Raw genomic sequence first — 25,249 nt, 5'->3', positions numbered from 1 at the left:
CGGGGATCGGCAACCGGCTCAGCCTAGCCGCTGCGCTTTGCTGGTCTCTCCCCACGTTGTCGGCCGTCCCGCCGTGGGGGTTTGTCGCCGTTGCGCCTGCGGCGGGCGGGGGTTTGTCGGGAGCGGGGCCGACCCTACGGACTTCGTCCTACGGTCCGTCCCCTCCCGTGGGTGGGGGGTTGAGAGGCCGGTGGGGGCGGGCGTTGAAGGTCCCGTTCGGCTGTGACCGATCCGACAGGCGCACCTGACCGATCACATACGCCCCCACCGTCCTCCCCACCCCAACGGGGAGGTGCCGGGCTGTAGCGGCGGAGCCGTGTAAGCCCGGCGCCGCTGCCGAACAGCCCCGCGCAGCGGCACCGCCCGCCGCAGGCGCAACGGCGAGAAGACACCACGGCGGGAAAGCCGACAACGTACGGCCCAGGCAAAGCGCAGCGGACCGGCCTACGCAGGGCGCAACCGGCTCGAAACGACGGCACTTACCGCCGCCACCACCGCCATCGCCGCGAAGACGGCGACGAACGCGGCCGGGTGCCCCTCGTCGGCTCCGCCCACGGCAACCCCGCCGAAGGCTACGAACAGCACCCCGCTCACCCCCACGAACGCGACATTTCCCAGGGCATCCGATATCTGCAGCGACGCCGCGTTGATGCCCGCCTCCTCCGGCCGGGACAGCTTCAGCAGCAGCACGCCGCCGCTGGAGATGGTGAGCCCCATGCCGAAGTCGCCGAGCGTCCAGGCCACCGCGACGATCCAGACCGGAACCCCGTCGAGCAGCACCGACGGCACCATCACGATCGCGGCGGCCAGAAGGGCCATTCCCAGGCCCATCAGCCGTTCCCGGTACGGCTCGAGGCGCGGCCGGCTCTGTACGTACGAGCCGAGCGCCCAGGTCAGGCCGCCGCCGGTGAGGGAGAGGCCGGCCAGGGTGGCGGACAGACCGCGCTGGGTGACCAGCATCAGAGGGATGAAACTCTCGGCGGCGACCAGCGCCCCGGCGGCCAGGCCGCGCATGAGGATGACGGCCGGCAGGCCGCGCGCCGCCCGGAACGTGCCACGGGGCAGCAGCCGTACGATGCCCGGGACCAGCAGCGCGGCCCCCACGGCGGCGGGCAGCAGGGCGAACCAGCCCGGGTGCTGCCCCGCGTACTGCACCAGGCACGCACCGGCCGCGACGGCCAGTGCGAGCAGACAGCGCCGGCTGCCCAGGATGTGGCGCACGTCACCGCCCTCGCCCCGCTCCGTACGGGGCAGCTTGCGCAGCGCCGGGAACATCACCGCGAGCGGCAGCAGTATGAGGACGGGGATGGAGAGGAACACCCAGCGCCAGCCGAGGTGTTCGGTGACCGTGCCGGAGACCAGCGGGCCGGCGATCACCGGCACCACCCAGGCCGCCGAGAAGGACGCCATGACCGACGGGCGCAGCCGCTCGGGGTAGGCGCGGCCGACCACGACGTACAGCGCGACGACCACCAGCCCGCCGCCGATGCCCTGCACCCCGCGGCCCGCGACGAACATCCCCATGGTTCCCGCGCCGCCCGCGACCAGCAGCCCCGCCCCGAACGCCGCGATCCCGGTGAACAGCGGCGCGAGCGGCCCGCGCCGGTCGCACCACTCGCCCGAGAGCGGCATGGCGAACAGGCTCGCCGTGAAGTAGGCGGAGAAGGCGAAGGCGTAGAGGCCGATGCCGTCCAGGGCGCGGGCGGCGACCGGCATCGCGGTGTTCACCGCGCTCGCCTCGAAGGCGACGAGGCAGACGACGGAGATGATGCCGAGGGTCAGCGCACGGTACGGGCGGGACAGCACCCCGCCGTCCGCCGCCCGGTCCGGGGGCGGACGCCGGGGTCCGGGTATGGCGGGGCGGTCGTCGGGGGCGGTGACGTCGGTGTCGCCCGGGTCGGGGTGGTCGGCGGTCATCGGGCCAGCGTAAGGGCCGAAATGTGACTGCGCCCCTGTCCGGGGGCGGGGATCCGGTCGGGCGTGGGGCTTAGGCCCAAGGTCCTGACCCCGGGCAGCGTGGTGCCGATGACAGCCATGACGGCCGATGACGGCCCATGACAACCCATGAAGCATGAAGGCGGTATGAACGCTGCATGCCGGCGGGCCGGAAAGCATGGACTGTGCATCTTTCCCGTCCTACCCTCGTCCGCCGTTGCCGACGGATGAAGGAACTCGTATGCAGACAAGGCTGATTGGGACGCTGGACAGACGGAGCAGGGCGCCCGGACGGCGGCTCGGGGCGCGCGCCGGCGCGGTCCTGGCCGCGTGGCTGCTCGCCCTCCCCGTCTCCGTGGCATCCGCCCCGGACGCGCAGGCGGCGCCGATACCGCCCGCCCCCGGGCACCGGCTGGTCCCTCGGTACGAGGGTTCCCCGGCCGCCGCCGACCCGCTCCCCGCGGACCAGGCGCCGCCCCAGCACCCGTATCTGGCGCCCAACGGCCGGGCCGGTATGCACGGCGACGGCGCGAGCAGCGACACCCATCCGTTCCCCGGACCGCTGGGCAACCGGCCCACCGTGACCAGCGAGAAGATGGCCGCGCTCGGCGGCGAGTGCGCGACGGTCACCTTCGACCGCGACGGCCGGCTCCTGACCGTCTGCGGCACCTTCCAGGGCTTCCGGCTCAAGCTGCTGGACCCCGGGACCCTGGCCACCCTCGCCGAGTACAAACTGCCGCAGCGTCCCTCCACCGTCGAGGCGATCACCCGCCTCGACTTCTCCAAGATCTTCAAGGACACGTCGGGCGGCGCGTACTTCTACCTCGACAACGAGGACCGTGTCGTCCTCGCCGACTCCCGTCAGCACGTCCTGCGGCTGTCCCACACCCGGGCGGCCGACGGCTCCTGGCACTTCACGGTGGACAACGACTGGGATCTCACCCCCTACGTCCCGCACGACTGCGTCGGCTGGACCAACCTCCACCCGCGCGGCGAGTGCGACCCGGTCACCTCCGTCCAGCCGGACTGGGACGGCCGGATCTGGTGGGTCACCCGGAAGGGCCGGATCGGCACCATCGCCCCGGACAGCGGCGCCGTACGCACCGTCCGGCTGCCCGGTGAGGAGATCCAGAACAGCTTCTCGGCGGCCCGGGACGGGGTCTCCCTCGTCTCCGACCACGCCCTCTACAGCCTGCGCGCGGACGCGGACGGCACTCCCCGCATCCAGTGGCGCCGCGCCTACGACCGCGGTACGGGCGGCAAACCCGGGTCCGTCAACCAGGGTTCCGGCACCACCCCCACCCTTCTCGGCGACGCGGCCCACCCCTACGTGGCCATCACCGACAACGCCGACGACCGGATGCACGTCCTGGTCTACCGCCGCACCGGCCCGCACGCCGGCCGCCTGCTGTGCACCGTCCCGGTCTTCGGCTCCGGCGCCTCCACCACCGACAACTCCCTCATCGGCTACGGCAACAGCCTCGTCGTCGAGAACAACTACGGCTACGAGAACGTCACCTCGCTCCTCTTCGGCAAGTCGGTGGTCGGCGGCATCACCCGGGTCGACATCCGGCCGGACGGCAGCGGCTGCGACACCGTCTGGGAGAGCACGGAACGCGCCCCCTCCAGCGTCGCCAAACTCTCCACCGCCAACGGCCTGCTCTACTTCTACACAAAGGAACCCAACCGCCTGGGCATCGACGCCTGGTACCTGACCGCCGTCGACTTCCGCACCGGCCGGACCCGCTTCAAGCGCCTGACCGGCACCGGCCCGCTCTACGACAACGACTGGGCCCCGATCACCCTCGGCCCGGACGGCACGGCCTACGCGGGCGTCTTCAACGGCCTGGTCGCGGTACGCGACACCGCACCGCCGTCCTGACCGCACCACCGGGTCGCCCGGCGGCTTTCATGAACCCCGCATTGCAGCCTCATGGCAGCCCGCCGGGCACCCTTGCCCGGCCCCCCACCCCGCGCCTTAGGGTCGGGACATCACCGCAGCACCGCAGCAGCACATCTCAACCCGGCCGTGTGCCCGAGTGGTTCAGGGGCTCGCCTGCAAAGCGAGTTACGCGGGTTCGAATCCCGCCACGGCCTCCATGCGCACCACATGTACGCACCTGCTCACGCTGTTCGAGTCCGCGTGCTCATCCCGTCCGCCGAGGCCCCGTCCAGCATGGGGACCATGACCGCTGCGCAGGATCCACCGGCCTGACCGGCAGAGCAAAGGGGCGGCATCCCGGAAAGGGTGCCGCCCCTTTGTGCGTGCGTCCCGGTGGGCCGGGCCCGCCCCTACTGCTGCACCACCTGCGCCACCGCCGCCTGCGGGCGGATCGGGAGGCGGCCGATGGGGCGGCCGGTGGCGGCGCGTACGGCACAGGCCACGGCGGCCGGGGAGGTGACGACCGGGACGGCGCTGGCGGCCTTGGCGCCGAAGGGGGCGACCACGTCGCGTTCCTCGACGAGTTTGACTATGCGGATGTCGGGGGCGTCGAGGGCGGTCGGCAGGGCGTAGCCCGTGAGGTCGGGGTGGCGGACCTGGCCGCGGGTGGTGCGCAGGTTCTCCATCAGGGCGGCGCCCAGCCCCTGCGTGACACCGGCCTCGATGCGCGCTTGCAGCTGGCGCGGGTTGAGCACCCGGCCCACGTCCTGGGCGACGGTCATCTCGACGACCCTGATGGTGCCCAGCTCGATGTCCACGTCGGCGACGCAGCGGATCGCGCAGAAGGCGAGGCCGACGAAGGCGTCGCCCTGACCGTTGTCGTCGAGCGGTTCGGTGGGGTGCGGGCGGCACTGGGCGGTGGCCCACAGCTCCTTGCCGTCCAGCGCCTCCGCGACGGTCGTGCTGAGCACCCCGTCGTACGAGGTGATCTTGCCGTCGGTGATGGTGAGCAGCTCGGTGGACATGCCGAACTTGTGGGCCAGCGGCTGGAGAAGCTGCGTCCGGACCATCTTGGCGGCACGTTCGACGGCGCCGCCGGAGACCCAGGTGTGCCGGCCGTGGCAGGCGGGGCCGGCCGGGGGCTGGTCGGTGTCGACGCCCGCGACGTGCACCTCCTCGACCCCGAGGGTCTCCTGGACGATCTGCCGGGCCAGGGTGGAGAAGCCCGAACCCGTCTCGACGGCCGCGCAGATGACGGTGGCGACCGAGCCGCTGACCTTGACGGTGGCGGTGGAGACCTCGTCGGTGCCCTCGGCGCCGAGCATGTGCACCATGCCCAGGGCGTAGCCGACACCGCGCCGCACCGCGCCCGGCTCGCCCGCGCCCTCGGGCCCGCCCGGCAGCAGCCATTCCGCTTCGGGGGTGTCCTTGGGCAGCTCGGGCAGCGGCGCTTCCTTGACGGCGCTCAGGAGCTCGGCGACGGGGGCCGGGCAGGTGACGGTCTGGCCGGTGGGCAGCAGGTCCCCGGTGGCCATCACGTTGCGCATCCGGATCTCGTCGGACTCCAGGCCCAGCTGGGCGGCCAGCTTGTCCATCTGGCCCTCGTAGGCCGCGCAGACCTGCATCGCGCCCTCGCCGCGCATATGGCCGGACGGCGGGTTGTTGGTGCGCACCGCCCAGCCCTCGACGACGGCGTGCGGGACGACGTACGGGCCGCAGGCGAAGGAGACGGCGGCGGCCAGCGCCTCTGCGGAGGTGTCCGCGTAGGCGCCGGCGTCCATCAGGATCTGCGCCTCCACCTTGACCAGCTTGCCGTCGGCGTCGGCGTGGTGGCGGTAGCGCAGCAGGGTGGGGTGGCGGTGGGCGTGCGCGAGGAAGGACTCCTCACGGGTGGCGGCGAGCTTGACCGGGCAGCCCGTACGCAGCGCCAGCAGGCCGAGCGAGAGCTGGATGCCGGGGTCCTCGCGGTCGGCGGTGGCGCCGGGGACGCCGGTCACCACGACCTTGACGCGCTCCGGGTCGAGGCCGAAGGAGGCGGCGGCCAGATCGCGGTCGGTGTGCGGGTCGGTGGAGGCGGTGTAGATCTCCACGCCGCCGTCGGGGCGCGGCACCGCGAGCCCGGCCTCGGCCCCGATGGGCGCCGGGTCCTGGCGGCCGATCCGGTAGAGGCCCTCGACCATCACCTCGCCGACCGCCTCCGGGTCGCCGAAGCGGAGCGGGATGTGCCGGATGAGATTGCCGTCGGGGTGCAACGGCTCGGCCTCGAAGGCCAGCTGGGGGTCGGTGACGGCCTCCAGGACCTCGTACTCGACGGCGATGGCGGCGGCGGCCAGCCGTGCGGTGTCGGGGTGGTCGGCGGCCACCGCGGCGATCGGCTCGCCGTGGTGGCGGACCTCGTCCTTGGCGAAGACCGGGCGGTCGGCGACGCCCCGGCCGTGGCCCGCGTCGCCGGGGACGTCCTCATGGGTGAGGACGGCGCGGACGCCCTCCATCTCCACCGCGTGCCGGGTGTCGATGGACACGATCCGCGCGCGCGGGTGCGGTGAGCGCAGCACCGCGGCCCACAGCAGCCCCTCGGCCCACAGGTCGGCGGCGTACGGGAAGGTGCCCTGGGTCTTCGCGGAGGCGTCCGCGGCCGGCAGGGAGACACCCAGGCCGTGCGGCGGCGGCTCGACGGGAGGGGTCGGGACGCCGGCCACGGGGGTGGTCGCGGTCGCGGCGTCTGCGGTGCCGGTCATGCGGCGCCTCCCGTCTGCGAATCGGCGCCCGGCCCCTGGTGGGGGTGGTGGCCGGGGGAACCCTGGTGGTGCGGGGTGTGGCCAGTGGGGTCCGAGGGGCCCGCCTGGTGGGGGATACGGGGCGTCTCCGCGGGCGTGTCCGGCGGGGTCTCGGCGGCGTGCGCGGCCTCGGCGGCCTCCGCACGGGCCTTGACGACCTCCTCGACGGCGTCCAGCACGCCCCGGTAGCCGGAGCACCGGCACAGGTTCCCGCACAGAGCCTTACGGGTCTCCAGCTCGCTGGGGGCGTGGTTGCCCTCCAGCAGGTCGTGCACGGTCATCGCCATGCCGGGTACGCAGAAGCCGCACTGCACGGCACCGGACGCGGCCAGCGCCCGCTGCACGTCGGAGGGCACGCCGTCCTGGGCGAGCCCCTCGACCGTACGGACGTCGCTGCCGGCCGTGGTGGCCGCGGGCACCAGGCAGGACGCGACGAGCCGCCCGTCCACCTGGACGGAGCAGGCCCCGCACTCGCCCTGCGAGCAGCCGTCCTTGGCGCCCGCGAGGCCGAGCCGCTCGCGCAGCACGTAGAGCAGCGATTCGCCGATCCAGGAGTCCGTGACGGGCCGGTCGGTGCCGTTCACGCGCAGGACGTAGGAGGCGGTGGGGTGTTCGTCGTGCGGCTGCCCGGCGGGGGCGGCCTCGTCGGGAGCGGGGCCGGTGAGGTCGTCGTCGGCGGGCTCCGACTGCTCGCCCGGCCCGGCCGCCCGGGGTACGCCGAGCGGCGCGTCCTGCGCCTGACCGTCCACAGGCGACGGGGCGGGCGCCGTGCCGTCCTCCGCCTCCTGGCCCGTCTCCGGACCGGCCGTCACCCGGCCCGCCGCCGGGTCCGGCTCCGCGGCCGCACCCGCGTCGGCCACCTGGGCCGCGCGCTCGCCCCCGTCGGGGTGCCGCTCCTCGCCGGCCGCCGCCGGGGGCTCCTCGTACGTCTCGTAGGCCTCATAGGACCCGTACGCGTCGCCGACGACCGCTTCCGCTCCGGCTTCCGCGCCGGCCTCGGGCGCCGGGGCGATCGCGAACTCACCGGAATGCCCGGGCTGTTCCCCCTCGGCCGCCGGGACCGCCCACTGCTCGGCGCCGGCGCCGTGACCGGCACCTATGCTCGGCGCCGCCTCCTCAGGGCGGTGCGCCTCCTCCTGCGGGGCGGGCGGCCACTGGGCCAGCGCGTCGGCCGGCAGCGACCAGTGCCCGGTGGCACCGGCGGCCGGGGCGTCCTCCTGGCCCGCGGCGGTCCCGTACGGATCGCCGTCCACCGGTTCTCCGCCGCCCGCCGGGCTGCTCTCCGTCGCGTAGGGACCGGCGGCGGCCTCGTCCTGCCCCGGCGCGCCGGTCGTGGCGCTCAGGCCGGCCGCGAGGTTCCAGTGCCCGGTGCGGCCGGTCGCGCCGGGGTCCGCCGGGGCCTCTGCGCCGCCGTAGGTGTCCTGGTAGCCGCCGCCCTGGTAGTCGGCGGCGCCGTGCCCGGTGTGCCCCTGGTGCCCCGTCAGGCCGTCGTCGCCGACCAGATACTCACCGGACTCCTCCAGGACGTCGTCCGCGGCCGCCGGGACCGACCACGCCGCGGCGGCGCCGGTCGCCTCCGCGCTGCCCGCGACCGGCCAGTCCACCTGGTTGCCGCCCCACGGCTGCGCCGCCCCCGGCGCACCGCCCTGGTAGATCGCGGCGGCTTCCTGGTGTCCCGGGTGGCCGGAAGGGCCGGAGTCTCCCGTGTGGGCGGTGTGCCCCGTGTGTGCCGGGTATCCGGCGGACGGGTCGGCGTATCCGGCCGACGGGTCCGCGAACGGCATCGTCCACTGGCCGGTCGCGGCCGGGTCGGTGCCGGCGTCCGGGACCGGCGGCTCGGCGGTGTGCCGGGTGAAGGAGGACGGCGGGGTGTAGCCGTGTCCGGGCGCGGCGAGCGGGTCGGTGCCGGGAGGGTTGTAGCCGGGCACGGCCCGGTAGCCCCCGGTGGTGAAGCCCTCCGGAAGCTGGACGAAGGCCGTCGCCTCCTGCTCGTACTCGCCGCCCTGCGGGAGCGGCTGCCAGCCCTGTTCGGGGTGCGGCTGCTGCGGGGTGTGGTGGTCGTTGCTCACGCGAGCGCCCTCCCAAGTGCGCGGCGGGCCAGGGCTGCCACCGTACGGCGCAGATGCAGTGCGGCGGGCGGCAGGGTCACCGGTTCCGACCCGTCCTGCGGCGGCGCCGGGTCGGGAATGCATGCGGCGGCCACATAGTCGCCGAAGGCCGTCAGGGCCTCGGGCACCAGGCCGCGTTCGCCGTCCCAGTCGATGAGCGAGGCCACCCACTGCTCGGCCTCCAGAGGGCGCAGCGGCATCGCGGCGACGGCGCCGACGGCGCAGCGCACCCCGCGCCGGGCCGGGTCCAGGACCAGCGCGACCGAGGCGGTGGCCCGCCCGGGGCCGGTACGGCCGGTGGCCTTGAGGAAGGTCTGCGGGGCGTGCAGCAGCGGCACCCGTACGAAGCCGACGAGTTCACCGGGGTGCAGCATCTCCCGGCCCGCCAGGAGGTGGCTGACCGGGATCTCGCGGCGGGTGCCGCCGGGGCCGGCGATGATCACGGTCGCTTCGAGGGCGGCGAGCACGGGCAGGGTGTCGCCGGTGGGGGCGGAGGTGACGATATTGCCGCCGAGCGTCCCGGCGTTGCGGATCTGCGGGGGACCGGCGGCGCGGGCGGCGGCGGCCAGGCCCGGGATCAGCGCGGCGAAGTCGGGGCGCCCCATCCGGGCGAGGGTGAGACCGGCACCGAGCAGGGCATGGCCGTCCTGGTACTGCCAGCCGCGGATCTCGCTGATCCTGCCGAGGCCCACCAGGGCTGCGGGTCTGAGGAGTCCGGCGTTGACGGCCGCCATGAGGTCGGTGCCCCCCGCGACCGGTACGGCGGTGGGCATGGCGGTGAGCGCCGCCACCGCCTCGTCGAGCGAGGCCGGCAGTGTCACCGTTGGTGACGCCTGCGGTGCGTGGGTGGTCAAGCCAGCTGCCCCTTCCCCGGTGTCCCGGCTGTTCCGCCGCTCCGCCGTACGGTACGTGCTCACGGCCCGGACGTGGCAACTCTGGCACATCTTCCCGGATCCACGGAGACAGGGTCCGCGAACCGGCGTTCCGTCCCCATGCGGCGTTCTGGTCCGGTTTCGTCCGCCGGTCGGGGGTGCGGCGGAGCGTGCGCGGGCCGCGGCGAACGGCGCGCGCCTCGTGGGCGGCGATCGCCCGTACGGCGGTGCGGGGATGACCACCGTCCCAGCATCCGGCCGCGCGGGCGCCCTTCTTGCGGGCGGGCTCACACGATTGGGGGCGCCCCGTCGATCGGGCGTCCGAGCACACCGGGGCGCCGCTGCCAGGGGTGCGGGCCGCCGGGCGGGCGGTAGTCGACGCCGAGGGCGTCCAGGCGGGCGTAATGGGCGGTCATCCGGCGGCCGAAGTCCTGGTGGTCGCGGTCGGCGGGCCGCGGCAGCCGCGCCCAGGCGACCTCCGCGAACGCCGCGAGCCGGGGGAAGACCTGGTAGTCGAGCCGCTGCCGGCTGTCCATGACCTCGGTCCAGACGTTGGCCTGGGTGCCCAGGATGTGCGCGGCCTGTTCGTCCGTCAGCTCCGGTGGCACGGGCTCGAAGCCGTAGACGTCCTCCAGGGTCCGTACGAAGCCGATCGGCACCGGTTCGTCGGGGTCCGCGTGCTGACGGTGGTCCAGGTACACCTGCTGTTCGGGGCACATGACGACGTCGTGGCCGGCCCGGGCGGCGGCGATTCCGCCCGCGTAGCCGCGCCAGGAGGAGACGGCGGCGCCCTCGGCCAGGCCGCCCTCCAGGATCTCGTCCCACCCGATCAGCCGCCTGCCCCGGTCGGCGAGCCAGCGGTCGAAGTGCCGGATGAACCAGCTCTGCAGCGCGTCCTCGCCGTCCAGGCCCAGCTCGGCGATCCGGGCCTGGGCGGTGGGCGACGCCTTCCACTGGTCCTTGGGGCACTCGTCGCCGCCGATGTGCACGAAGGAGGAGGGGAAGAGGCCGAGGACCTCCTCCAGCACGTGCTCGTAGAAGCGCAGGGTGTTGTCGGTGGGGGCCAGTACGTTGGGGTTGACGCCCCAGGTGTCCCAGACCTTCAGGGAGGCGGTGTCGACGACGTCGGTGTTGCCGAGTTCCGGATACGCGGCGATGGCGGCCTGCGAGTGCCCGGGAATGTCGATCTCGGGGACGACGGTGATATGCCGCTCGGCGGCGTAGGCGACGATCTCGCGGATGTCGTCCTGGGTGTAGAAGCCGCCGTGCGGGCGGTCGTCCCAGAGCGGGGAGGCGCGGTGTCCCAGCTTGGTGCGCTCGCGCCAGGCGCCGGCCTCGGTCAGCTTCGGGTAGCGCCGGATCTCCAGGCGCCAGCCCTGGTCGTCGGTGAGGTGGAGGTGCAGGACGTTGAGCTTGTGGGCGGCGAGCAGGTCGAGATAGCGCAGCACGCCGTCCTTGGGCAGGAAGTGGCGTGCGACGTCGAGCAGCATGCCGCGCCAGGCGAAGCGGGGCTCGTCCTCGACGACGACCGTCGGGAGGTACCACTCGTCGCGCTCCACGACCGGCGCCCGGCGGAACGCCTCGGGTCCGAGCAGCTGCCGGACGGTCTCCGCGCCCCAGAAGACGCCGGCCGCGGTGCCGCCGTCGAGACGGATCGCACCGCCGTCGACGACGAGGCGGTAGCCCTCGGGCGGCAGCTCCCGGTCGATGGCGAGCACGATGCGGTTGTCGTCATCGTCACCCGGCGCGAGCGGCAGGCCGGTGGCCGCGCCGATCGTGGACCGCATCCAGCGGGCCACGCCCTCGGTGCCGGGCCGGGCCTCGATCAGGGTGTCGCGGTCGAGAGGGAAGAGCCCTTCGACGGGCAGCCGGCTCAGGTGCCGCGGCCGGGGAATCAGTTCCGTGTCTGCCGTGTAGGTCATGGCACCGAACCTGCCACGGCGGGTACGCGAACGGCTCCGGTATGCGCACATCCGCGCACCGGAGCCGTCTCACCGCACCGCGGAGGCCGGGTCGGCAGGTCTTACTTCTTGCCGCCGTCCTTGCCGCCCTTGTCCTTGTCGCCACCGGCGCCCATGGACTCGAAGATCTCCTTGCACATCGGGCAGACCGGGTACTTCTTGGGGTCGCGCCCCGGTACCCAGACCTTGCCGCACAGCGCGACGACGGGCGTGCCGTCGAGCGCGCTCGCCATGATCTTGTCCTTCTGGACGTAGTGGGCGAAGCGCTCGTGGTCGCCGTCGCCGTGCGACACCTGTGGTGTCGGCTCTACGAGGGTCCCCGTACCTGCCCCGCGCTCGGGCTCAAGAGTGCTCATAGCTGCCAAGGGTACTCACCACTGCGCTTTGCTGGTTTCTCCCCACGTTGTCGGCTTTCCCGCCGTGGGGGTTTGCCGCCGTTGCGCCTGCGGCGGGCGGTGCCACTGCGCGGGGCTGTCCGGCAGCGGCACCGGGCTTACACGGCTCCGGACCGCAGGACGAAGTCCGGAGGGCCGGCACCGCGGCCGACAACCAACCCCCGCCCGCCGCAGGCGCACCAGAGAAACCCCCACGGCGGGAAAGCCGACAACGTACGGCCCAGGCAAAGCGCAGCGGAGGGGCCGCAGGCGCAACGGCGACAAACCCCCACGGCGGGAAAGCCGACTACGTACGGCCCAGGCAAAGCGCAGCGGACAGGCCCAGATCCGTCGCGAACGCCAGCGCCGCCTTTGGGCGCACCGGGTACCAGGAATCCTGGTCGCAGACCGCGTCCAGCAGCGCTTCGATGTCCGCCGCGCCGACCGTACGGGCCTCGGCGGCGGCGATGAACGCGCGGACCTCCGCCGCCGGATCGACCTCGGTCTCCGTGACCGCCACCAGGTCGTCGACGATCCGCCCGATCGCGTCCTCACCCGTCCCGGCCCAGCTCAGGGCCATCGCCAGGCCGTCGTCCGGCATGGTGTCGGGGTACGGGGCGCGGGCCCAGGCGCCGTCCTGCCACCAGTAGACGAAGCCGAAGAGATTGCCTTCGGCGTCGTGGCGCATCCGCTCCCAAGGCAGCCATTGCGGCGCCCCGGCCAGGAAGTCGATCTGCTGTTTTCCGTCGTGGGTGTAGCTGCCGTCCGAATCCTGGCCGCACAGCAGGGCGCGGCCGTCGTCGTACAGCTTCAGCCGCCACCAGTAGGCGCCGCCGGCGTTCCAGCACTCCAGGCCCAGGGGCCCCACGGAGAAGTCGTCCCCGTCGTCCATGGCCGCCGCCACCACGGACAGGGTCGCGGCGCGCGCCCACAGCAGCTCCGGATGGTCCAGGTCCTCGGGCACGCTCGGCCTGTGCATGGCACTCCCCCGTTCGTCTCCGCGCGGCCGCCGTCGCGCCCGCGCACCGTCGCCTGCATCTCGAACCATAGCGACGGGGTCCGACAATTCCCCATGACGAACCCGTAACAACGCGGCAGAAGCAGATCATCCCAGGTCAGAGCGGTGTGGCGGCGGCCCGGGGCCGTCAGTTCAGCGACGGGTCGTCCGGATACGTGGCCACCATCGCCAGCTCGTTGCGCTGCCGCCGCAGTACCGCGCGCCACAGCTGCTCCGGATCGGGCGAGGAGACATCGCCCGGCTCGGACTCGACGACGTACCACGCGCCCTCGACCAGCTCGTCCTCCAGCTGGCCGGGGCCCCAGCCCGCGTAGCCGGCGAAGATCCGCAGGCTGCCGAGCACCGCCGCGAGCAGCTCCGGCGGAGCCTCCAGGTCGACCAGGCCGATCGCGCCGTGCACCCGCCGCCAGCCCAGTGGCTCGTCACCGCGCGTCGCCTGGTCCGTTTCCGCCGCCGCGCCCTCGGCCGCCGGATCGCCGCCGCCGGCCCGCGCACCGCTCTGGGCGGCTGCGGCGCCGCCCTCGCCAAAGGCCCCGCCGGGCACCACCGCGACCCCGAGCGCCGAGTCCAGCGACACCGGGCCGCCCTGGAAGACGACGCCCGGCTCACCGGCGAGCGCGGCCCAGGGGGCGAGGATGTCCGCCACGCCGACCGGCGTCGGGCGGTTCAGGACAACGCCGAGGGAGCCCTCCTCGTCGTGGTCGAGGAGCAGCACCACCGCGCGGTCGAAGTTGGGATCGGCCAGCGCGGGCGTGGCGACGAGCAGCCGCCCTGTGAGCGAGGACACCTCGGTCATGGCCACATGATCCCGCAAATCGGCCCGGAGCGGGGAGTCGACGGCTCGAACCGTGCAAGAGCAGGGCAGGGCGTACGGCGGCAGCCCCGGCGCACGAGGCAAACGACAGACGGCCCATTCGCGACATTCAGCGGCATTTCCACCAAAAGGCGATTACAGATCAAAGGCGGATCGTAGCGGAGGGTGTTGTGACAAAGCCATTACATGCCTGAAGGGCGCACGGCCCTACGGACCCGCCCTCCGGCGCCCTTACCATTTCAGCTTGGCCCTGCCCGTCTCCAGGAACGCGAGATCCATGACCGTCTCTACTGACGACGTACTGCTTGTCCACGGCGGCACCCCGCTCGAGGGCGAGATCCGGGTGCGCGGTGCGAAGAACCTCGTGCCGAAGGCCATGGTCGCCGCCCTGCTGGGCAGCGGCCCGAGCCGGCTGCGCAATGTGCCCGACATCCGCGACGTACGCGTGGTGCGCGGGCTGCTGCAGCTGCACGGGGTCACGGTCCGCCCGGGTGACGAGGCCGGCGAGCTGATCCTCGACCCGTCGCGCGTCGAGAGCGCCAACGTCGCCGACATCGATGCCCACGCCGGCTCCTCCCGCATTCCCATCCTGTTCTGCGGCCCGCTGCTGCACCGCCTCGGCCACGCCTTCATCCCGGGCCTGGGCGGCTGCGACATCGGCGGCCGGCCGGTGGACTTCCACTTCGACGTGCTGCGCCAGTTCGGCGCGACGATCGAGAAGCGCGCCGACGGGCAGTACCTGGAGGCCCCGCAGCGGCTGCGCGGCTGCAAGATCCGGCTGCCGTACCCGTCCGTCGGCTCCACCGAGCAGGTGCTGCTGACGGCCGTCCTGGCCGAGGGTGTCACCGAGCTGTCGAACGCCGCCGTGGAGCCGGAGATCGAGGACCTCATCTGCGTGCTGCAGAAGATGGGCGCGATCATCTCCATGGACACCGACCGGACGATCCGGATCACCGGTGTCGACAAGCTCGACGGCTACAACCACCGCGCCCTCCCGGACCGCCTGGAGGCCGCCTCCTGGGCGTCCGCGGCGCTGGCCACCGAGGGCAACATCTATGTGCGCGGCGCCCAGCAGCGCTCCATGATGACCTTCCTCAACACCTTCCGTAAGGTCGGCGGCGCCTTCGAGATCGACGACGAGGGCATCCGCTTCTGGCACCCCGGCGGCTCGCTCAACGCCATCGCCCTGGAGACCGACGTCCACCCCGGTTTCCAGACCGACTGGCAGCAGCCCCTGGTCGTCGCCCTCACCCAGGCCTCCGGCCTCTCCATCGTCCACGAGACGGTCTACGAGTCCCGGCTGGGCTTCACCTCCGCGCTCAACCAGATGGGCGCGCACATCCAGCTCTACCGCGAGTGCCTGGGCGGCTCCGCCTGCCGCTTCGGCCAGCGCAACTTCCTGCACTCCGCGGTCGTGAGCGGCCCGACCCGGCTCCAGGGCTCCGACCTGGTCATCCCCGACCTGCGCGGCGGCTTCTCGTACCTGATCGCGGCCCTGGCGGCGCAGGGCACCTCGCGGGTGCACGGCATCGACCTGATCAACCGCGGCTACGAGAACTTCATGGCGAAGCTCGTCGAGCTGGGGGCCAAGGTCGAGCTGCCCAACGGGGCGGCGCGCAGCTGAGCCGTCGGCAGCCGACGCAGGCGAGACATATATGACGGGCGGTCACCTGGAGATCCGGGTGGCCGCCCCCTCTGCTCCGGGGCCGGGCGACGGCGGGCAGCACCCGGGCCGAAGCGCACGCCGGGGCAGGCGACCTGAGTGCCCGTCAGCCGCTCAGCCCGCCGCCGCCAGCAGGCCCGCCAGCCGGTCCCGGGCCTCCGTCTGGGCGGCGATCCGGGCGTCGATGACCTCGAGGCGTTCCCGGGCGATGCGCAGCCCTTCGGGTGAGGGACGGGCCGCGGGGACGTCGCCGTCCAGGCAGCTCGTGAAGCACTGCACATCGGCGAGGGTGAGGCCGGCGTCGATGAGGTAGCGGATGTTGCGTACGCGGACGGCCGCGCGGTCGTCGTACTCGCGGTAGCCGTTGTCCGCCCGGAGCGAGGAGATCAGCCCCGCCGCCTCGTAGTGGCGCAGCGCCCGGGGGGTCGCCCCCGTCGCCTGCGCCAGTTCTCCGATCCGCACCGGCCCCACCTCCGGCCGCCTTTCTATCAAGCACCCTCCCCCGTCAGGCGACCACGGCCCCGCCGTCGACGGGCAGCACGACGCCGGTCACGAAGGACGCCGAGGGCTCCGCGAGCCGGACGACGGCCCACGCCACCTCGTCGGGCTGTCCCTTACGGCCCATCGGAGTCGCGGCTATCTGCATCTTCCGTATCCTCTGCGACTCCTCCTCCGAGAGCCCCTGGTGCCTGCCGATCGGAGTCTCGATCGCGCCCGGTGCGACCGCCACGACACGGATGCCCCGCGACGCATAGGCCACCGCCCAGCTGCGGGTGAGCAGTTCGAGGCCGGCCTTGGTCGCGGCGTAGACCGCGGTGCCGGGCGACGGCCAGCCGCGCTGCCCGACCGAGGTGCTGATGTTCACCACCACCCCGCCGGTCTTCTCCAGTTCCGCCAGCGCCGCCTGCACCAGCAGCACCGGTGCGGTCAGGTTCGTGGCGATCAGCGGCTCGATGCGTTCCCTGGTCAGCGGGCCGTGCTGCCCGCCGCCGACGATCCCGGCGTTGTTCACCAGGACGTCCAGCCGCCCGAACTCCCCGACCGCATGGCGCACGAGGTCCTGCGGCGCCCCGTCCTCGGTGATGTCGGCGGCGTACGGGCGGATGCCGGGGTGCCCTTCGGCGGTCTCGGCCAGCGGCCCCGGGCGCCGCCCCACCGCGACCACCCGCGCGCCTTCCTGCGCGAACCGCCGCGCGGTGGCCCGCCCGATGCCGGTGCCCGCTCCCGTGACGATGACGACCCGGTCCTGCGTGTGCTGTGCGTTCCCGTTCTCCGGGGCTCGGTTCTCCATGGCCGGGAGTCTGGAACCCTGCCGCCAATGACAAGGTCAAATCGGAGCGGGGCGCGGTGGGCGGACGGCGCGTCCGGCTGACGCGTCGTCAAGGCGGCAGCCCGGTTCCCGTACGGCCGTGATCGCCCCTCTGGAGGGCGTTGGACTGGTGGGCGTCCCTGACAACCGGGTCGACCGAGGCAGCGCCGCAGAGCCGGGCGCAGGGCCCTTGGCGCCGCCGCTCCGCGCGGCCGTGAGGCCTCGTACGGCAACGGCGCAGCCGAAAGGGCGGCCACCCCGCAGGGTGGCCGCCCTTTATGGCGCTACGTCACGGGCTCGCCGCCGTACCGGCGTCGCTGCCGTGCCGGCGAGGGGTTTACTTGCCCTTCGCGGCTTCCTTGAGCTTGGAGCCCGCGGAGACCTTGACGCTGTAGCCGGCCGGGATCTGGATCGGGTCGCCGGTCTGCGGGTTACGCGCGGTGCGAGCGGCACGGTGGGTGCGCTCGAAGGTGAGGAAGCCGGGGATGGTGACCTTCTCGTCGCCCTTGGCGACGATCTCGCCGGTCACCTCGGCGAGGGCGGCCAGAACGGCGTCGGCGTCCTTGCGGGTCACCTCGGCGCGATCGGCCAGAGCGGCCACCAGCTCACTGCGGTTCATGTTTGTACTCCCGTGTTCTTCTTGCCAATGGGCGTGCCCCGCGGCGGAGCCGCATGCGAGGCACAGCGAAGCCGATGCTGCCAGGGCCCTCGGACAGTCCCCGGACCCGGGTCTGGTGCCAGACCCTCGCGCCCGAATACGCATCCTGCCCCTACCTGCGGGGCTAAAGCCAATCCGGAACCCCGGAGAGTCACACGAAAGCCCCACCGCCTCATTGTGGTGACGTTCCGTAGCACGCCGCTCCGGGCCCGACCCCACAGGGCGGCGGTCGTTTGCCGACCGCCAGCCTATGGGGGCCCTACGGACGGCGTGTCACGCGACGCGCCGTACTCCGCCGCGCCGTGGCAGCCGTCACACCGGGTCAGGTGCTCACAGGGCCGTGTCGTGGGCGACGTCGGGGGCGGCGGCCTTCGCCGCGTCCCGCACCGCACCGGCCACCGCGCCGGCGACCTTGTCGTTGAAGACGCTGGGGATGATGTAGTTCGCGTTGAGCTCGTCGTCGAGGACCACATCGGCGAGGGCACCGGCCGCGGCCAGCATCATCTCGGTGTTGACCGTGCGGGACTGGGCGTCGAGCAGGCCGCGGAAGACACCGGGGAAGACCAGAACGTTGTTGATCTGGTTGGGGAAGTCGGAGCGGCCGGTGGCCACGACGGCGGCGGTCTGCCGGGCGATGGCCGGGTCGACCTCCGGGTCGGGGTTGGCGAGTGCGAACACGATCGCGTCCCCGGCCATCTTGGCGACGTCGTCGCCGTCCAGGACGTTGGGGGCCGAGACGCCGATGAAGACGTCCGCGCCGACCACGGCCTCCTTGAGGGTGCCGGTGACGCCCTCGGGGTTGGTGTTGTCGGCGATCCAGCGCAGCGGCGAGTCCGGGTGGGCGTCGACCAGGTCGGCGCGGCCGGCGTGCACCACACCGTGGATGTCGGCGACGACGGCGTGCTGGACGCCGGCCGCGATCAGCAGCTTGAGGATGGCGGTGCCGGCGGCTCCGGCGCCGGACATCACGACCCGTACGTCATGGATCTTCTTGCCGACGACGCGCAGCGCGTTGGTGAGCGCGGCGAGCACGACGATGGCGGTGCCGTGCTGGTCGTCGTGGAAGACGGGGATGTCCAGGGCCTCGCGCAGCCGGGCCTCGATCTCGAAGCAGCGGGGTGCGGAGATGTCCTCGAGGTTGATGCCGGCGAAGCCGGGGGCGATGGCCTTGACGATCTCCACGATCGCGTCGGAGTCCTGGGTGTCCAGGCACAGCGGCCAGGCGTCGATGCCGGCGAAGCGCTTGAAGAGGGCCGCCTTGCCCTCCATGACGGGCAGTGCGGCCTTGGGGCCGATGTTGCCGAGGCCGAGGACCGCGGAGCCGTCGGTGACGACCGCGACGCTGTTGCGCTTGATGGTCAGGCGGCGGGCGTCCTCGGGGTTGTCGGCGATCGCCTGGCAGACCCGGGCCACACCGGGGGTGTAGACCATGGACAGGTCGTCACGGCTGCGGATGGGATGCTTCGACGTCATCTCGATCTTGCCGCCGAGGTGCATCAGGAACGTACGGTCCGAGACCTTGCCGAGCGAGACGCCGTCGATCTCGCGCAGCTTGCCGACGATCTCGTCGGCGTGCGCGGTGGACGTCGCGGCGATGGTGACGTCGATCCGGAGTTTTTCGTGGCCGGATGCGGTCACGTCGAGGCCGGTGACCGACCCGCCGGAGGACTCCACGGCCGTGGTGAGCTGGCTGACGGCGGTGCCGCTAGCGGGAACTTCCAGTCGCACCGTCATCGAATACGAGACGCTAGGCGCCGTTGCCATGGCCGACTTCCTCTGCTTTCCCTGGTTCTCTCTGAGCGGCTCCGTGACCGGCTGTCCAGGTACGGAGCGCGTTGTCCGATCGTCCCACCTACCAGCCGGTACACGGTAACCAGCTACAAAATCCGGAAAGACTTTTCCACCATACGAGATGATGTAGGGGGAACGGAACCCCTCCCGATCAAGGGCCGGGCCTCCGGGGCCAACGACTGCGGGCGCCCCTCCCGGAGGAGAGACGCCCGCAGACTGTGCTTAAGGACACCGACCCGCCATGCTCGCCTCGCGGCAAGTGGTCGCTCGCAGCGACGATGGTTGGGCCCGGGGGCTTGGATCGAGCCGGTGCCGTCACCAAGGCTAACAAACCCTCCCCGGAAGCGAATCCCGTCCCGGGGGACCGGTTTCAAGACCCCTCGTACGGCCCCCGTACGACCCTCCGTACGGCCCTCCCGTACGACCGTCCCGTACGCCGCCGGTCAGTCGCGCAGCAGATCGGGCACCCCGGCCGCGTCCGGCTCGTCCCGCCCGGTGGAGAGCACCGTCAGCTGCTGGGTGGCCCGGGTCAGGGCGACATAGAGCACCCGCAGCCCGGCCGGGGACTCGTCGGCGATCTCGGCCGGCGAGACGACCACGGTCGCGTCGTACTCCAGCCCCTTGGCCTCCAGCGAGCCCAGCGCGACGACGCGGTCCCCCAGGCCGGCCAGCCAGCGGCGGGCCTGCTCGCGGCGGTGCATGGCCACCACGACGCCGACCGTGCCGTCCACCTCGTCCAGCAGCCGGGCGGCCTCGGCGGCCGTGGCCCGCGCCAGCTCCTCGTCGGCGGCCCCGCGGCCGGCGCCGTCCGGCGGGGTCACGGCGAACCGCGGCTCCAGGCCGGTGGAACGGACCGCGTCCGGCGACCGCATCCCGGGCATCGCCAGCGCCAGGACCCTGGCGGCCAGCTCGGCGATCTCCGCCGGGTTGCGGTAGTTCACGGTGAGCGTGAAACGGCGGCGCGGGCGGGTGCCGAGCGCCTCGTCGCGGGCGAGCGCGGCCTCGTCCGGGTCGGACCAGGAGGACTGCGCCGGGTCGCCGACCACCGTCCAGGTGGCGTGCCGGCCGCGGCGGCCGACCATCCGCCACTGCATCGGCGTCAGGTCCTGCGCCTCGTCGACGATGACGTGGGCGTAGTCGGTGCGCTCCTCCTCCAGGCGCTCGCGCCGGCTGCGGCCGGCGTTGCGGTCCGCAAACGTCGACAGCTCCTCCAGGCCGGTCAGCTGGTCGAGCGGGTCGGCCTCGCGCGGCTTGGCCGGACGCATGGGGGCGCCGAGGATCAGCTGGAGCTCGTCGAGCAGGGCGACGTCGTGCACCGACAGGGGGCCGTGGCCCCGCTCGTCCAGCCGGCGCAGCGAGCGGGCCAGCCGGCGCACCTCGCGCGGGTTGAGGATCCGGCGGGCCCAGCGGCCGAGCAGGCGCTCGTCGGCCATCGCGGCCAGGACACCGCGCGGGGTGAGCTCGGGCCACCACGCGTCCAGGAACTCCAGGAACTCCGGCTCGGTGGCGATGTCCTCGTCGAAGCCCTGGCGGACCTCGGCGGCCAGCTCGGGATCCGTGTAGCGGCGGGCGGCGCCCGACTTGGTCCACAGGGCGTCGAGGATCAGCCGGCGGGCGCGGGGGCGCAGCAGGTTGACCGGGGCGGTGCCGCCGAGCGCGCTGTGCCGGATGCGGCGCAGCTCGTCGGCGTCCAGCTCGAGGCGGCCGCCGAACGCGACGACGCGCACCCGGTCCGGCGGTGTCCCCAGCTCCAGCGCGCCGCGGGCGGCCTTGCGCAGCAGCTTCTGCATCCGCGAGGAGCCCTTGACCCGGGAGACCTCCGGCGGGTCGTACGCGGTGGCCTCGGCGCCGTCCACCAGGGAGCCGAGCGCCCGGATGGCGACCTGGCCCTCCTCGCCGAGCGAGGGCAGCACGCCTTCGGTGTAGGAGACGAGCAGCGGGGTCGGGGAGACGATCAGGATGCCGCCGGCGTAGCGGCGGCGGTCCTGGTAGAGGAGGTAGGCGGCGCGGTGCAGGGCGACCGCGGTCTTGCCGGTGCCGGGGCCGCCCTCGACCTCGGTGACGGAGGCGGCGGGGGCCCGGATCACCCTGTCCTGCTCGGCCTGGATGGAGGCGACGATGTCGCGCATGGTGTGGCTGCGGGCCCGGCCCAGCGCGGCCATCAGGGCGCCGTCGCCGATCGCGGGCAGTTCCACGCCGTCCAGGGTGGCGGTGACCTCCGGGCGCATCAGATCGTCCTCGACGCCGAGGACCTTGCGGCCCTTGGAGCGGATCACGCGGCGGCGGACGACCCGGCCGGGGGCGACGGGGGTGGCACGGTAGAAGGGCGCGGCGGCCGGTGCCCGCCAGTCGATGACCAGCGGCGTGTAGTCCGCGTCGAGCACGCCGAGGCGGCCGATGTGCAGGGTCTCGGCGATCGCGGCGCGGTTGTCCACGATGGCGCCCTCGGCGGGCTCGACGGAGGTGTACGCCCCGTCGGGTCCCTTCTTCCCGTCCTTGCCGAGGAGGAGGTCGATCCGGCCGAAGAGGAAGTCCTCGTACTCGGAATTGAGCCGGTTCAGATGGACGCCGGCCTGGAAGACCTGGGCGTCGCGTTCCGCGAGCGCGCCGGGCGTGCCGACCTGGCCGCGTTTGGCGGCGTCGTCCATCAGGAACTCCGCCTCGTGGATCTTCTCCTCGAGGCGCCGGTAGACGGTGTCGAGGTGCGTCTGCTCGGCCTCGATCTCGCGGTCGCGGACGGAATCCGGGGCGTGACGGACCGCGTCCGGTGCGTGCCGGACGGAGTCCGACGCGTGAGCGGATGCCTGATCCGAGGCGTGATCCGAGGCGTGATCCGGTGTGTGATCCGGTGCGTGCGTGGCGTTCTGCGCGGCCACCCAGGCCCCCTTCTGCTGTGCGTAGGGCAGCCGTCAACCGTACGCGAACGGGGGACCATACGCACCTGGCCATACGGACAAAAATGGACGTGTCCGGTCGGATGTTGATCTGGACCTTAACTTCCGCAGAAGTCCGCCGCCCTCACACGTTCACTTCGGCCAGCCGCTCGCCGGCCAGCGTACGGATCTCGAAGCGGTCGATGTCGCCGCGGCGGAAGGCCGCCCCGCCGGCGGCGAACAGCGGCTCGCGGTGCCACTTCGCGGTGCTGCCCTTGATCCCGTAGCCGCCCTCGGGAACCGCCCAGGTGGTGACGGTCTGACGGTGGCCGTCCTTGCCGACCGCGACGAGGCTGCAGGTGAGCGGCCCCTTGACGCCCGCGAGCTGGAGGACGACCTGGGTGCCCCAGGGCTTGGCGGCCATGGAGACGCCCGCCGAGACCCTGGTGACGGGGTCGACGGCGGTGACCTTCTCGCCCGCGGCGTACTGCGCGCGGACCGCACTGGCGAGCGGCGGTGCGGGCTCGCCCTGCGGGTCCCCGCCGGTCAGCGCGAGGGCGGCGAGCGGCCCGCCGATGATCAGCGCGGCGGCCGCGGCGACGAGGTACAGCCGCCGCCGGCCGCGTCCGCGCCGGGCGGCCGCCACCTCGCCGAGCAGCCCCTCCAGGAGGCCGGGCCCGGGTACGGCGGTGACCGTCTCCACGGTGGGCGCGCTCGCCCGGAACTCGGCCAGCATCGGGGACATGCCCATCAGCCGCTCGAGTTCGGCCGCGCAATGGTGGCAGCCGGCCAGATGCCGCTCGAACCGGTCCGCGTCGGCGGCGTCCAGGACGCCCAGCGCATAGGCGCCGACGTCGGTGTGCCGGTCCGGCTGCGTGGGCGGGGTCACTCCGTCACTCCTCGTTCCTCTAGCGAGAGCCGCAGGGAGCGCAGCGCGTAGAAGACCCGGGACCGCACGGTCCCCGCCGGTACGCGCAGTACCTCCGCCGCCTCGCTGACCGTGCGCTCCTTGAAGTACGTCTCCACAAGGGCTTCCCGGTGCGCCGGGGTCAGATCGCCCAGCGCCTCGGAGATCGTCATCATCCGCAGCGCCCGGTCGATCACATCGGCCGCCGGCATCGTCTCCAGGGGCGTCGCATCGACCTCCTGCGGCCGGGCCCGGCGGCTGCGGTGTCCGTCGATGACTATCCGCCGGGCGACGGTCACCAGCCACGGCCGGATGGAGCCGGTCGCGCCCTGCAGCTGTCCGGCATTGCGCCATGCGCGCACCAGCGTCTCCTGCACCACGTCCTCCGCACGGTGCCGGTCGCCGGCCACCAGACGCAGGACGAAGGCGAGAAGCGGGCCCGCGTGCTCGTCGTAGAGGGCTCGCATGAGCTCCTCGTCGGGTGTCGTCCTGTCTGCCACGGCGGCATCCTTGCGCACTCCAACTCCCGGGTCGATAGCGCGGATCACCCCGGAGAGCGCCCGGACCATGCCATGAACCGGCCGCTGGCTACGGCCTTTTGGGGAGGGATACGGACGGGACGGGCGGGCCGTTCAAAGGGCGGCCGGAAAATTTGTCCGGCGCTGCTAATCGGCGGCCGGAGCGGCACCTTGGCCGACCGCCCCGTCACGGTCCATCGTCCGCCTGCGGTGCCGCGCCACCCGCTCCCGGTTGCCGCACACCTCGCTGGAGCACCAACGCCGGCGCCGCCCGCGGGAGGTGTCGAGATAGACCAGCGAGCAGCTCTCCCCCGCGCACTGCCGCAGCTGCCCGCGCGCGGCGCCGTCGGTCAGCAGCCGTACGGCGTCCCGGGCCACCGCGGCCAGCAGCCCCGCACAGTCCGGCGGCCCGGCGAACGCGCAGGTCAGGCCGCCGTCCGCGGCCCGTACGGCCCATACGGCGGGCGGATCCGCGGCCCCGGCGGTAGCGTTGAGCAGCGTCAGGTCGGCGTCGGCCGCCCGGCCCCGCAGTTCGTCGTGCACCACGCGGCGCAGCAGGTCGCGCAGCGCCCGGAAGCGGGTGACCCAGCCGCCGTCGACGCCGTCCAGCGGGGTGCCGTGCGGCACCACCCCCGCGCCGACCAGCCAGGCCGTCAGATGCTCGGGGCGGATGAGCCGTTCGGCAGGGGTGCCGTCGGCCGTGGCCACCAGATCCAGGCAGATCCGCCCGCAGTCGAACCGCAGGTCGTGAGGCGCCGCCATGTGCCTGTCACTCCTTAGCGAACAAACGCGTGTGCCCCCAGAGTGCCCGGCGCACGAGCCGGCCGGAACCCTCACCGCATGGAGACGCCTCATGAGACGCCTCACGTAGACACCCCATGTAGACATTGCATGTATACGTGAGATGTATAGTTCGCGGGTGTGACGCACCGGCCGGGCCCGGCCCCGCCGGTCCCCGGCCCCGCCGGCTCCCTCCGGCCCTCCAGGACGAAGGTCTCCATGTCGCCCACATCGCTGCTCAAGAACCGCGCCGCCCTCACCCACAAGATCGGCTACGCGGTCCGCAACCCGGCCCGCATCGCTCCGTACGTGAAGCGCACCGCCCGCGACACCTGGCTGCGCCTCAAGCACCCGGACCATGTGGACTACTACCGCGCGGTGATGGCCTCGGACACCGGCCGCAACCCGGAGGCCGCGGTCGGCAGCCGAACCCATGAACGCTGGCTGGCGCTGGGCGAGATGCAGTTCGACTACCTGCGGGAGCACGGGCTGCGGCCCGGCCACCGGATGCTCGACATCGGCTGCGGGAACCTGCGGGCCGGCTGGCGCTTCATCGCCCACCTGGACCGCGGCAACTACTACGGCATCGACATCTCGCCGGACATCCTGATATCCGCCAAGCGGACCCTGACGACGTACGAGCTCCAGGACAAGCTCCCGCACCTGACGCTCACCCACGACCTCAGGCTGGACTTTCTCCCGGCGGCGCATTTCGACGTCGTCCATGCGCACAGCGTCTTCTCCCACTCGCCGATCGAGGTGATCGACGAGTGCCTGGCCCATGTCGGCCGGATCATGGCGCCGGGCGGCTTCTTCGACTTCACCTTCGACCGCACCGAGGGTGCCGAACACCAGGTGTTGCGCGAGGACTTCTACTACCGCACCGAGACCCTGCTGCGGCTGGCCCGCCGGCACGGCCTGGAGGCGCGGTTCATGGAGGACTGGGAGACCCGTCGGCACGGCCAGTCCAAGATCCGCGTCAACAATCCGGCCGCGAGCGGCTGACGGG

The 25,249-nt window shown here is 73.0% G+C and carries 19 protein-coding genes and 1 tRNA gene; 4 read left to right on the top strand and 16 right to left on the bottom strand.

What is annotated here, in order from left to right; genetic code table 11:
* Positions 1–444: 444 nt before the first annotated feature.
* Positions 445–1,917 carry an MFS transporter gene (locus tag ADL29_RS09370; RefSeq protein WP_053923223.1) on the bottom strand — a complete coding sequence of 491 codons (1,473 nt, stop codon included), beginning with the start codon at positions 1,915–1,917 and terminating at the stop codon, positions 445–447.
* Positions 1,918–2,176: 259 nt separating this feature from the next.
* On the opposite strand from ADL29_RS09370, the gene ADL29_RS09365 reads away from it, so the two are divergent.
* Both ADL29_RS09365 and ADL29_RS09360 read left to right on the top strand, forming a co-directional pair.
* On the top strand, positions 2,177–3,817 hold the full coding sequence (locus ADL29_RS09365) for a hypothetical protein (protein ID WP_053923222.1): 1,641 nt from the start codon (positions 2,177–2,179) through the stop codon (positions 3,815–3,817).
* 143 nt (positions 3,818–3,960) lie between these two features.
* Positions 3,961–4,035: transfer RNA gene (locus tag ADL29_RS09360), tRNA-Cys, on the top strand.
* Positions 4,036–4,227: 192 nt separating this feature from the next.
* On the opposite strand, the gene ADL29_RS09355 is transcribed toward ADL29_RS09360, so the two are convergent.
* The 7 genes from ADL29_RS09355 to ADL29_RS09325 all read right to left on the bottom strand — a co-directional run bounded on the left by ADL29_RS09355 (position 4,228) and on the right by ADL29_RS09325 (position 13,723).
* Complete coding sequence (locus ADL29_RS09355; RefSeq protein ID WP_053923221.1) at positions 4,228–6,555, bottom strand: xanthine dehydrogenase family protein molybdopterin-binding subunit; 2,328 nt, start codon at positions 6,553–6,555, stop codon at positions 4,228–4,230.
* A complete protein-coding gene (locus ADL29_RS09350) occupies positions 6,552–8,663 on the bottom strand; it encodes a 2Fe-2S iron-sulfur cluster-binding protein (RefSeq protein ID WP_063788425.1) in 2,112 nt (703 codons plus the stop codon). Before ADL29_RS09350 ends, ADL29_RS09355 begins: the two co-directional genes overlap by 4 nt.
* Positions 8,660–9,556, bottom strand: coding sequence for an FAD binding domain-containing protein (locus ADL29_RS09345; RefSeq protein WP_046927803.1), 897 nt, complete (start codon positions 9,554–9,556; stop codon positions 8,660–8,662). The genes ADL29_RS09350 and ADL29_RS09345 overlap by 4 nt, the downstream gene beginning before the upstream one ends.
* Positions 9,557–9,861: 305 nt before the next feature.
* Positions 9,862–11,496, bottom strand: a complete 1,635-nt coding sequence (locus ADL29_RS09340; protein ID WP_053923220.1) for a beta-N-acetylhexosaminidase — start codon at positions 11,494–11,496, stop codon at positions 9,862–9,864.
* A gap of 101 nt (positions 11,497–11,597) precedes the next feature.
* Positions 11,598–11,891, bottom strand: coding sequence for a DUF3039 domain-containing protein (locus ADL29_RS09335; protein WP_026169910.1), 294 nt, complete (start codon positions 11,889–11,891; stop codon positions 11,598–11,600).
* Between the two features lie 325 nt (positions 11,892–12,216).
* A complete protein-coding gene (locus tag ADL29_RS09330; RefSeq protein WP_053923219.1) occupies positions 12,217–12,888 on the bottom strand; it encodes a hypothetical protein in 672 nt (223 codons plus the stop codon).
* Positions 12,889–13,054: 166 nt separating this feature from the next.
* Positions 13,055–13,723 (bottom strand): YqgE/AlgH family protein, encoded by a 669-nt coding sequence (locus ADL29_RS09325; protein WP_053923218.1) that lies wholly within the window; start codon positions 13,721–13,723, stop codon positions 13,055–13,057.
* 295 nt (positions 13,724–14,018) lie between these two features.
* On the opposite strand from ADL29_RS09325, the gene murA reads away from it, so the two are divergent.
* Positions 14,019–15,365 carry a UDP-N-acetylglucosamine 1-carboxyvinyltransferase gene (gene murA, locus ADL29_RS09320; RefSeq protein WP_046927799.1) on the top strand — a complete coding sequence of 449 codons (1,347 nt, stop codon included), beginning with the start codon at positions 14,019–14,021 and terminating at the stop codon, positions 15,363–15,365.
* Positions 15,366–15,518: 153 nt separating this feature from the next.
* Here murA and ADL29_RS09315 read toward each other — a convergent pair whose 3' ends face one another.
* The 8 genes from ADL29_RS09315 to ADL29_RS09280 form a co-directional block, all read right to left on the bottom strand.
* Positions 15,519–15,866, bottom strand: coding sequence for a MerR family transcriptional regulator (locus ADL29_RS09315; RefSeq protein ID WP_053923217.1), 348 nt, complete (start codon positions 15,864–15,866; stop codon positions 15,519–15,521).
* A 43-nt stretch (positions 15,867–15,909) separates the two neighbouring features.
* A complete protein-coding gene (locus tag ADL29_RS09310) occupies positions 15,910–16,695 on the bottom strand; it encodes an SDR family NAD(P)-dependent oxidoreductase (protein WP_053923216.1) in 786 nt (261 codons plus the stop codon).
* A gap of 355 nt (positions 16,696–17,050) precedes the next feature.
* Positions 17,051–17,332 (bottom strand): HU family DNA-binding protein, encoded by a 282-nt coding sequence (locus tag ADL29_RS09305; RefSeq protein WP_030069353.1) that lies wholly within the window; start codon positions 17,330–17,332, stop codon positions 17,051–17,053.
* A 369-nt stretch (positions 17,333–17,701) separates the two neighbouring features.
* Positions 17,702–19,135 carry an NAD-dependent malic enzyme gene (locus tag ADL29_RS09300; protein WP_078970858.1) on the bottom strand — a complete coding sequence of 478 codons (1,434 nt, stop codon included), beginning with the start codon at positions 19,133–19,135 and terminating at the stop codon, positions 17,702–17,704.
* Between the two features lie 470 nt (positions 19,136–19,605).
* Positions 19,606–21,885 carry a HelD family protein gene (locus tag ADL29_RS09295; protein WP_053923354.1) on the bottom strand — a complete coding sequence of 760 codons (2,280 nt, stop codon included), beginning with the start codon at positions 21,883–21,885 and terminating at the stop codon, positions 19,606–19,608.
* Positions 21,886–22,180: 295 nt separating this feature from the next.
* Positions 22,181–22,924, bottom strand: a complete 744-nt coding sequence (locus tag ADL29_RS09290) for an anti-sigma factor family protein (protein WP_053923215.1) — start codon at positions 22,922–22,924, stop codon at positions 22,181–22,183.
* A complete protein-coding gene (locus tag ADL29_RS09285) occupies positions 22,921–23,511 on the bottom strand; it encodes a sigma-70 family RNA polymerase sigma factor (RefSeq protein ID WP_078970856.1) in 591 nt (196 codons plus the stop codon). The genes ADL29_RS09290 and ADL29_RS09285 overlap by 4 nt, the downstream gene beginning before the upstream one ends.
* A gap of 96 nt (positions 23,512–23,607) precedes the next feature.
* Positions 23,608–24,222 carry a CGNR zinc finger domain-containing protein gene (locus ADL29_RS09280; RefSeq protein WP_053923214.1) on the bottom strand — a complete coding sequence of 205 codons (615 nt, stop codon included), beginning with the start codon at positions 24,220–24,222 and terminating at the stop codon, positions 23,608–23,610.
* A gap of 237 nt (positions 24,223–24,459) precedes the next feature.
* Between ADL29_RS09280 and ADL29_RS09275 the strand changes: the two genes are divergently transcribed.
* Entirely contained in the window at positions 24,460–25,245 is a 786-nt protein-coding gene (locus ADL29_RS09275) for a class I SAM-dependent methyltransferase (protein ID WP_053923213.1), read from the top strand.
* The last annotated feature ends 4 nt before the right edge of the window (positions 25,246–25,249 follow it).

Source organism: Streptomyces chattanoogensis, from assembly GCF_001294335.1.
Classification (GTDB): domain Bacteria; phylum Actinomycetota; class Actinomycetes; order Streptomycetales; family Streptomycetaceae; genus Streptomyces; species Streptomyces chattanoogensis.
The sequence above is the reverse complement of the archived record's forward strand: the minus strand, read 5'-3'. Positions and strand labels throughout refer to the sequence as shown.

Excerpts from the sequence above, each read along its gene's own strand:
- murA (WP_046927799.1), top strand. The coding sequence starts at position 14,019 with ATGACCGTCTCTACTGACGACGTACTGCTTGTCCACGGCGGCACCCCG.
- ADL29_RS09330 (WP_053923219.1), bottom strand. The coding sequence starts at position 12,888 with ATGCACAGGCCGAGCGTGCCCGAGGACCTGGACCATCCGGAGCTGCTG.
- ADL29_RS09325 (WP_053923218.1), bottom strand. The coding sequence starts at position 13,723 with ATGACCGAGGTGTCCTCGCTCACAGGGCGGCTGCTCGTCGCCACGCCC.
- ADL29_RS09340 (WP_053923220.1), bottom strand. The coding sequence starts at position 11,496 with ATGACCTACACGGCAGACACGGAACTGATTCCCCGGCCGCGGCACCTG.
- ADL29_RS09335 (WP_026169910.1), bottom strand. The coding sequence starts at position 11,891 with ATGAGCACTCTTGAGCCCGAGCGCGGGGCAGGTACGGGGACCCTCGTA.
- ADL29_RS09285 (WP_078970856.1), bottom strand. The coding sequence starts at position 23,511 with ATGGTCCGGGCGCTCTCCGGGGTGATCCGCGCTATCGACCCGGGAGTT.
- ADL29_RS09280 (WP_053923214.1), bottom strand. The coding sequence starts at position 24,222 with ATGGCGGCGCCTCACGACCTGCGGTTCGACTGCGGGCGGATCTGCCTG.
- ADL29_RS09305 (WP_030069353.1), bottom strand. The coding sequence starts at position 17,332 with ATGAACCGCAGTGAGCTGGTGGCCGCTCTGGCCGATCGCGCCGAGGTG.
- ADL29_RS09355 (WP_053923221.1), bottom strand. The coding sequence starts at position 6,555 with ATGACCGGCACCGCAGACGCCGCGACCGCGACCACCCCCGTGGCCGGC.
- ADL29_RS09275 (WP_053923213.1), top strand. The coding sequence starts at position 24,460 with ATGTCGCCCACATCGCTGCTCAAGAACCGCGCCGCCCTCACCCACAAG.
- ADL29_RS09300 (WP_078970858.1), bottom strand. The coding sequence starts at position 19,135 with ATGGCAACGGCGCCTAGCGTCTCGTATTCGATGACGGTGCGACTGGAA.
- ADL29_RS09365 (WP_053923222.1), top strand. The coding sequence starts at position 2,177 with ATGCAGACAAGGCTGATTGGGACGCTGGACAGACGGAGCAGGGCGCCC.
- ADL29_RS09310 (WP_053923216.1), bottom strand. The coding sequence starts at position 16,695 with ATGGAGAACCGAGCCCCGGAGAACGGGAACGCACAGCACACGCAGGAC.
- ADL29_RS09370 (WP_053923223.1), bottom strand. The coding sequence starts at position 1,917 with ATGACCGCCGACCACCCCGACCCGGGCGACACCGACGTCACCGCCCCC.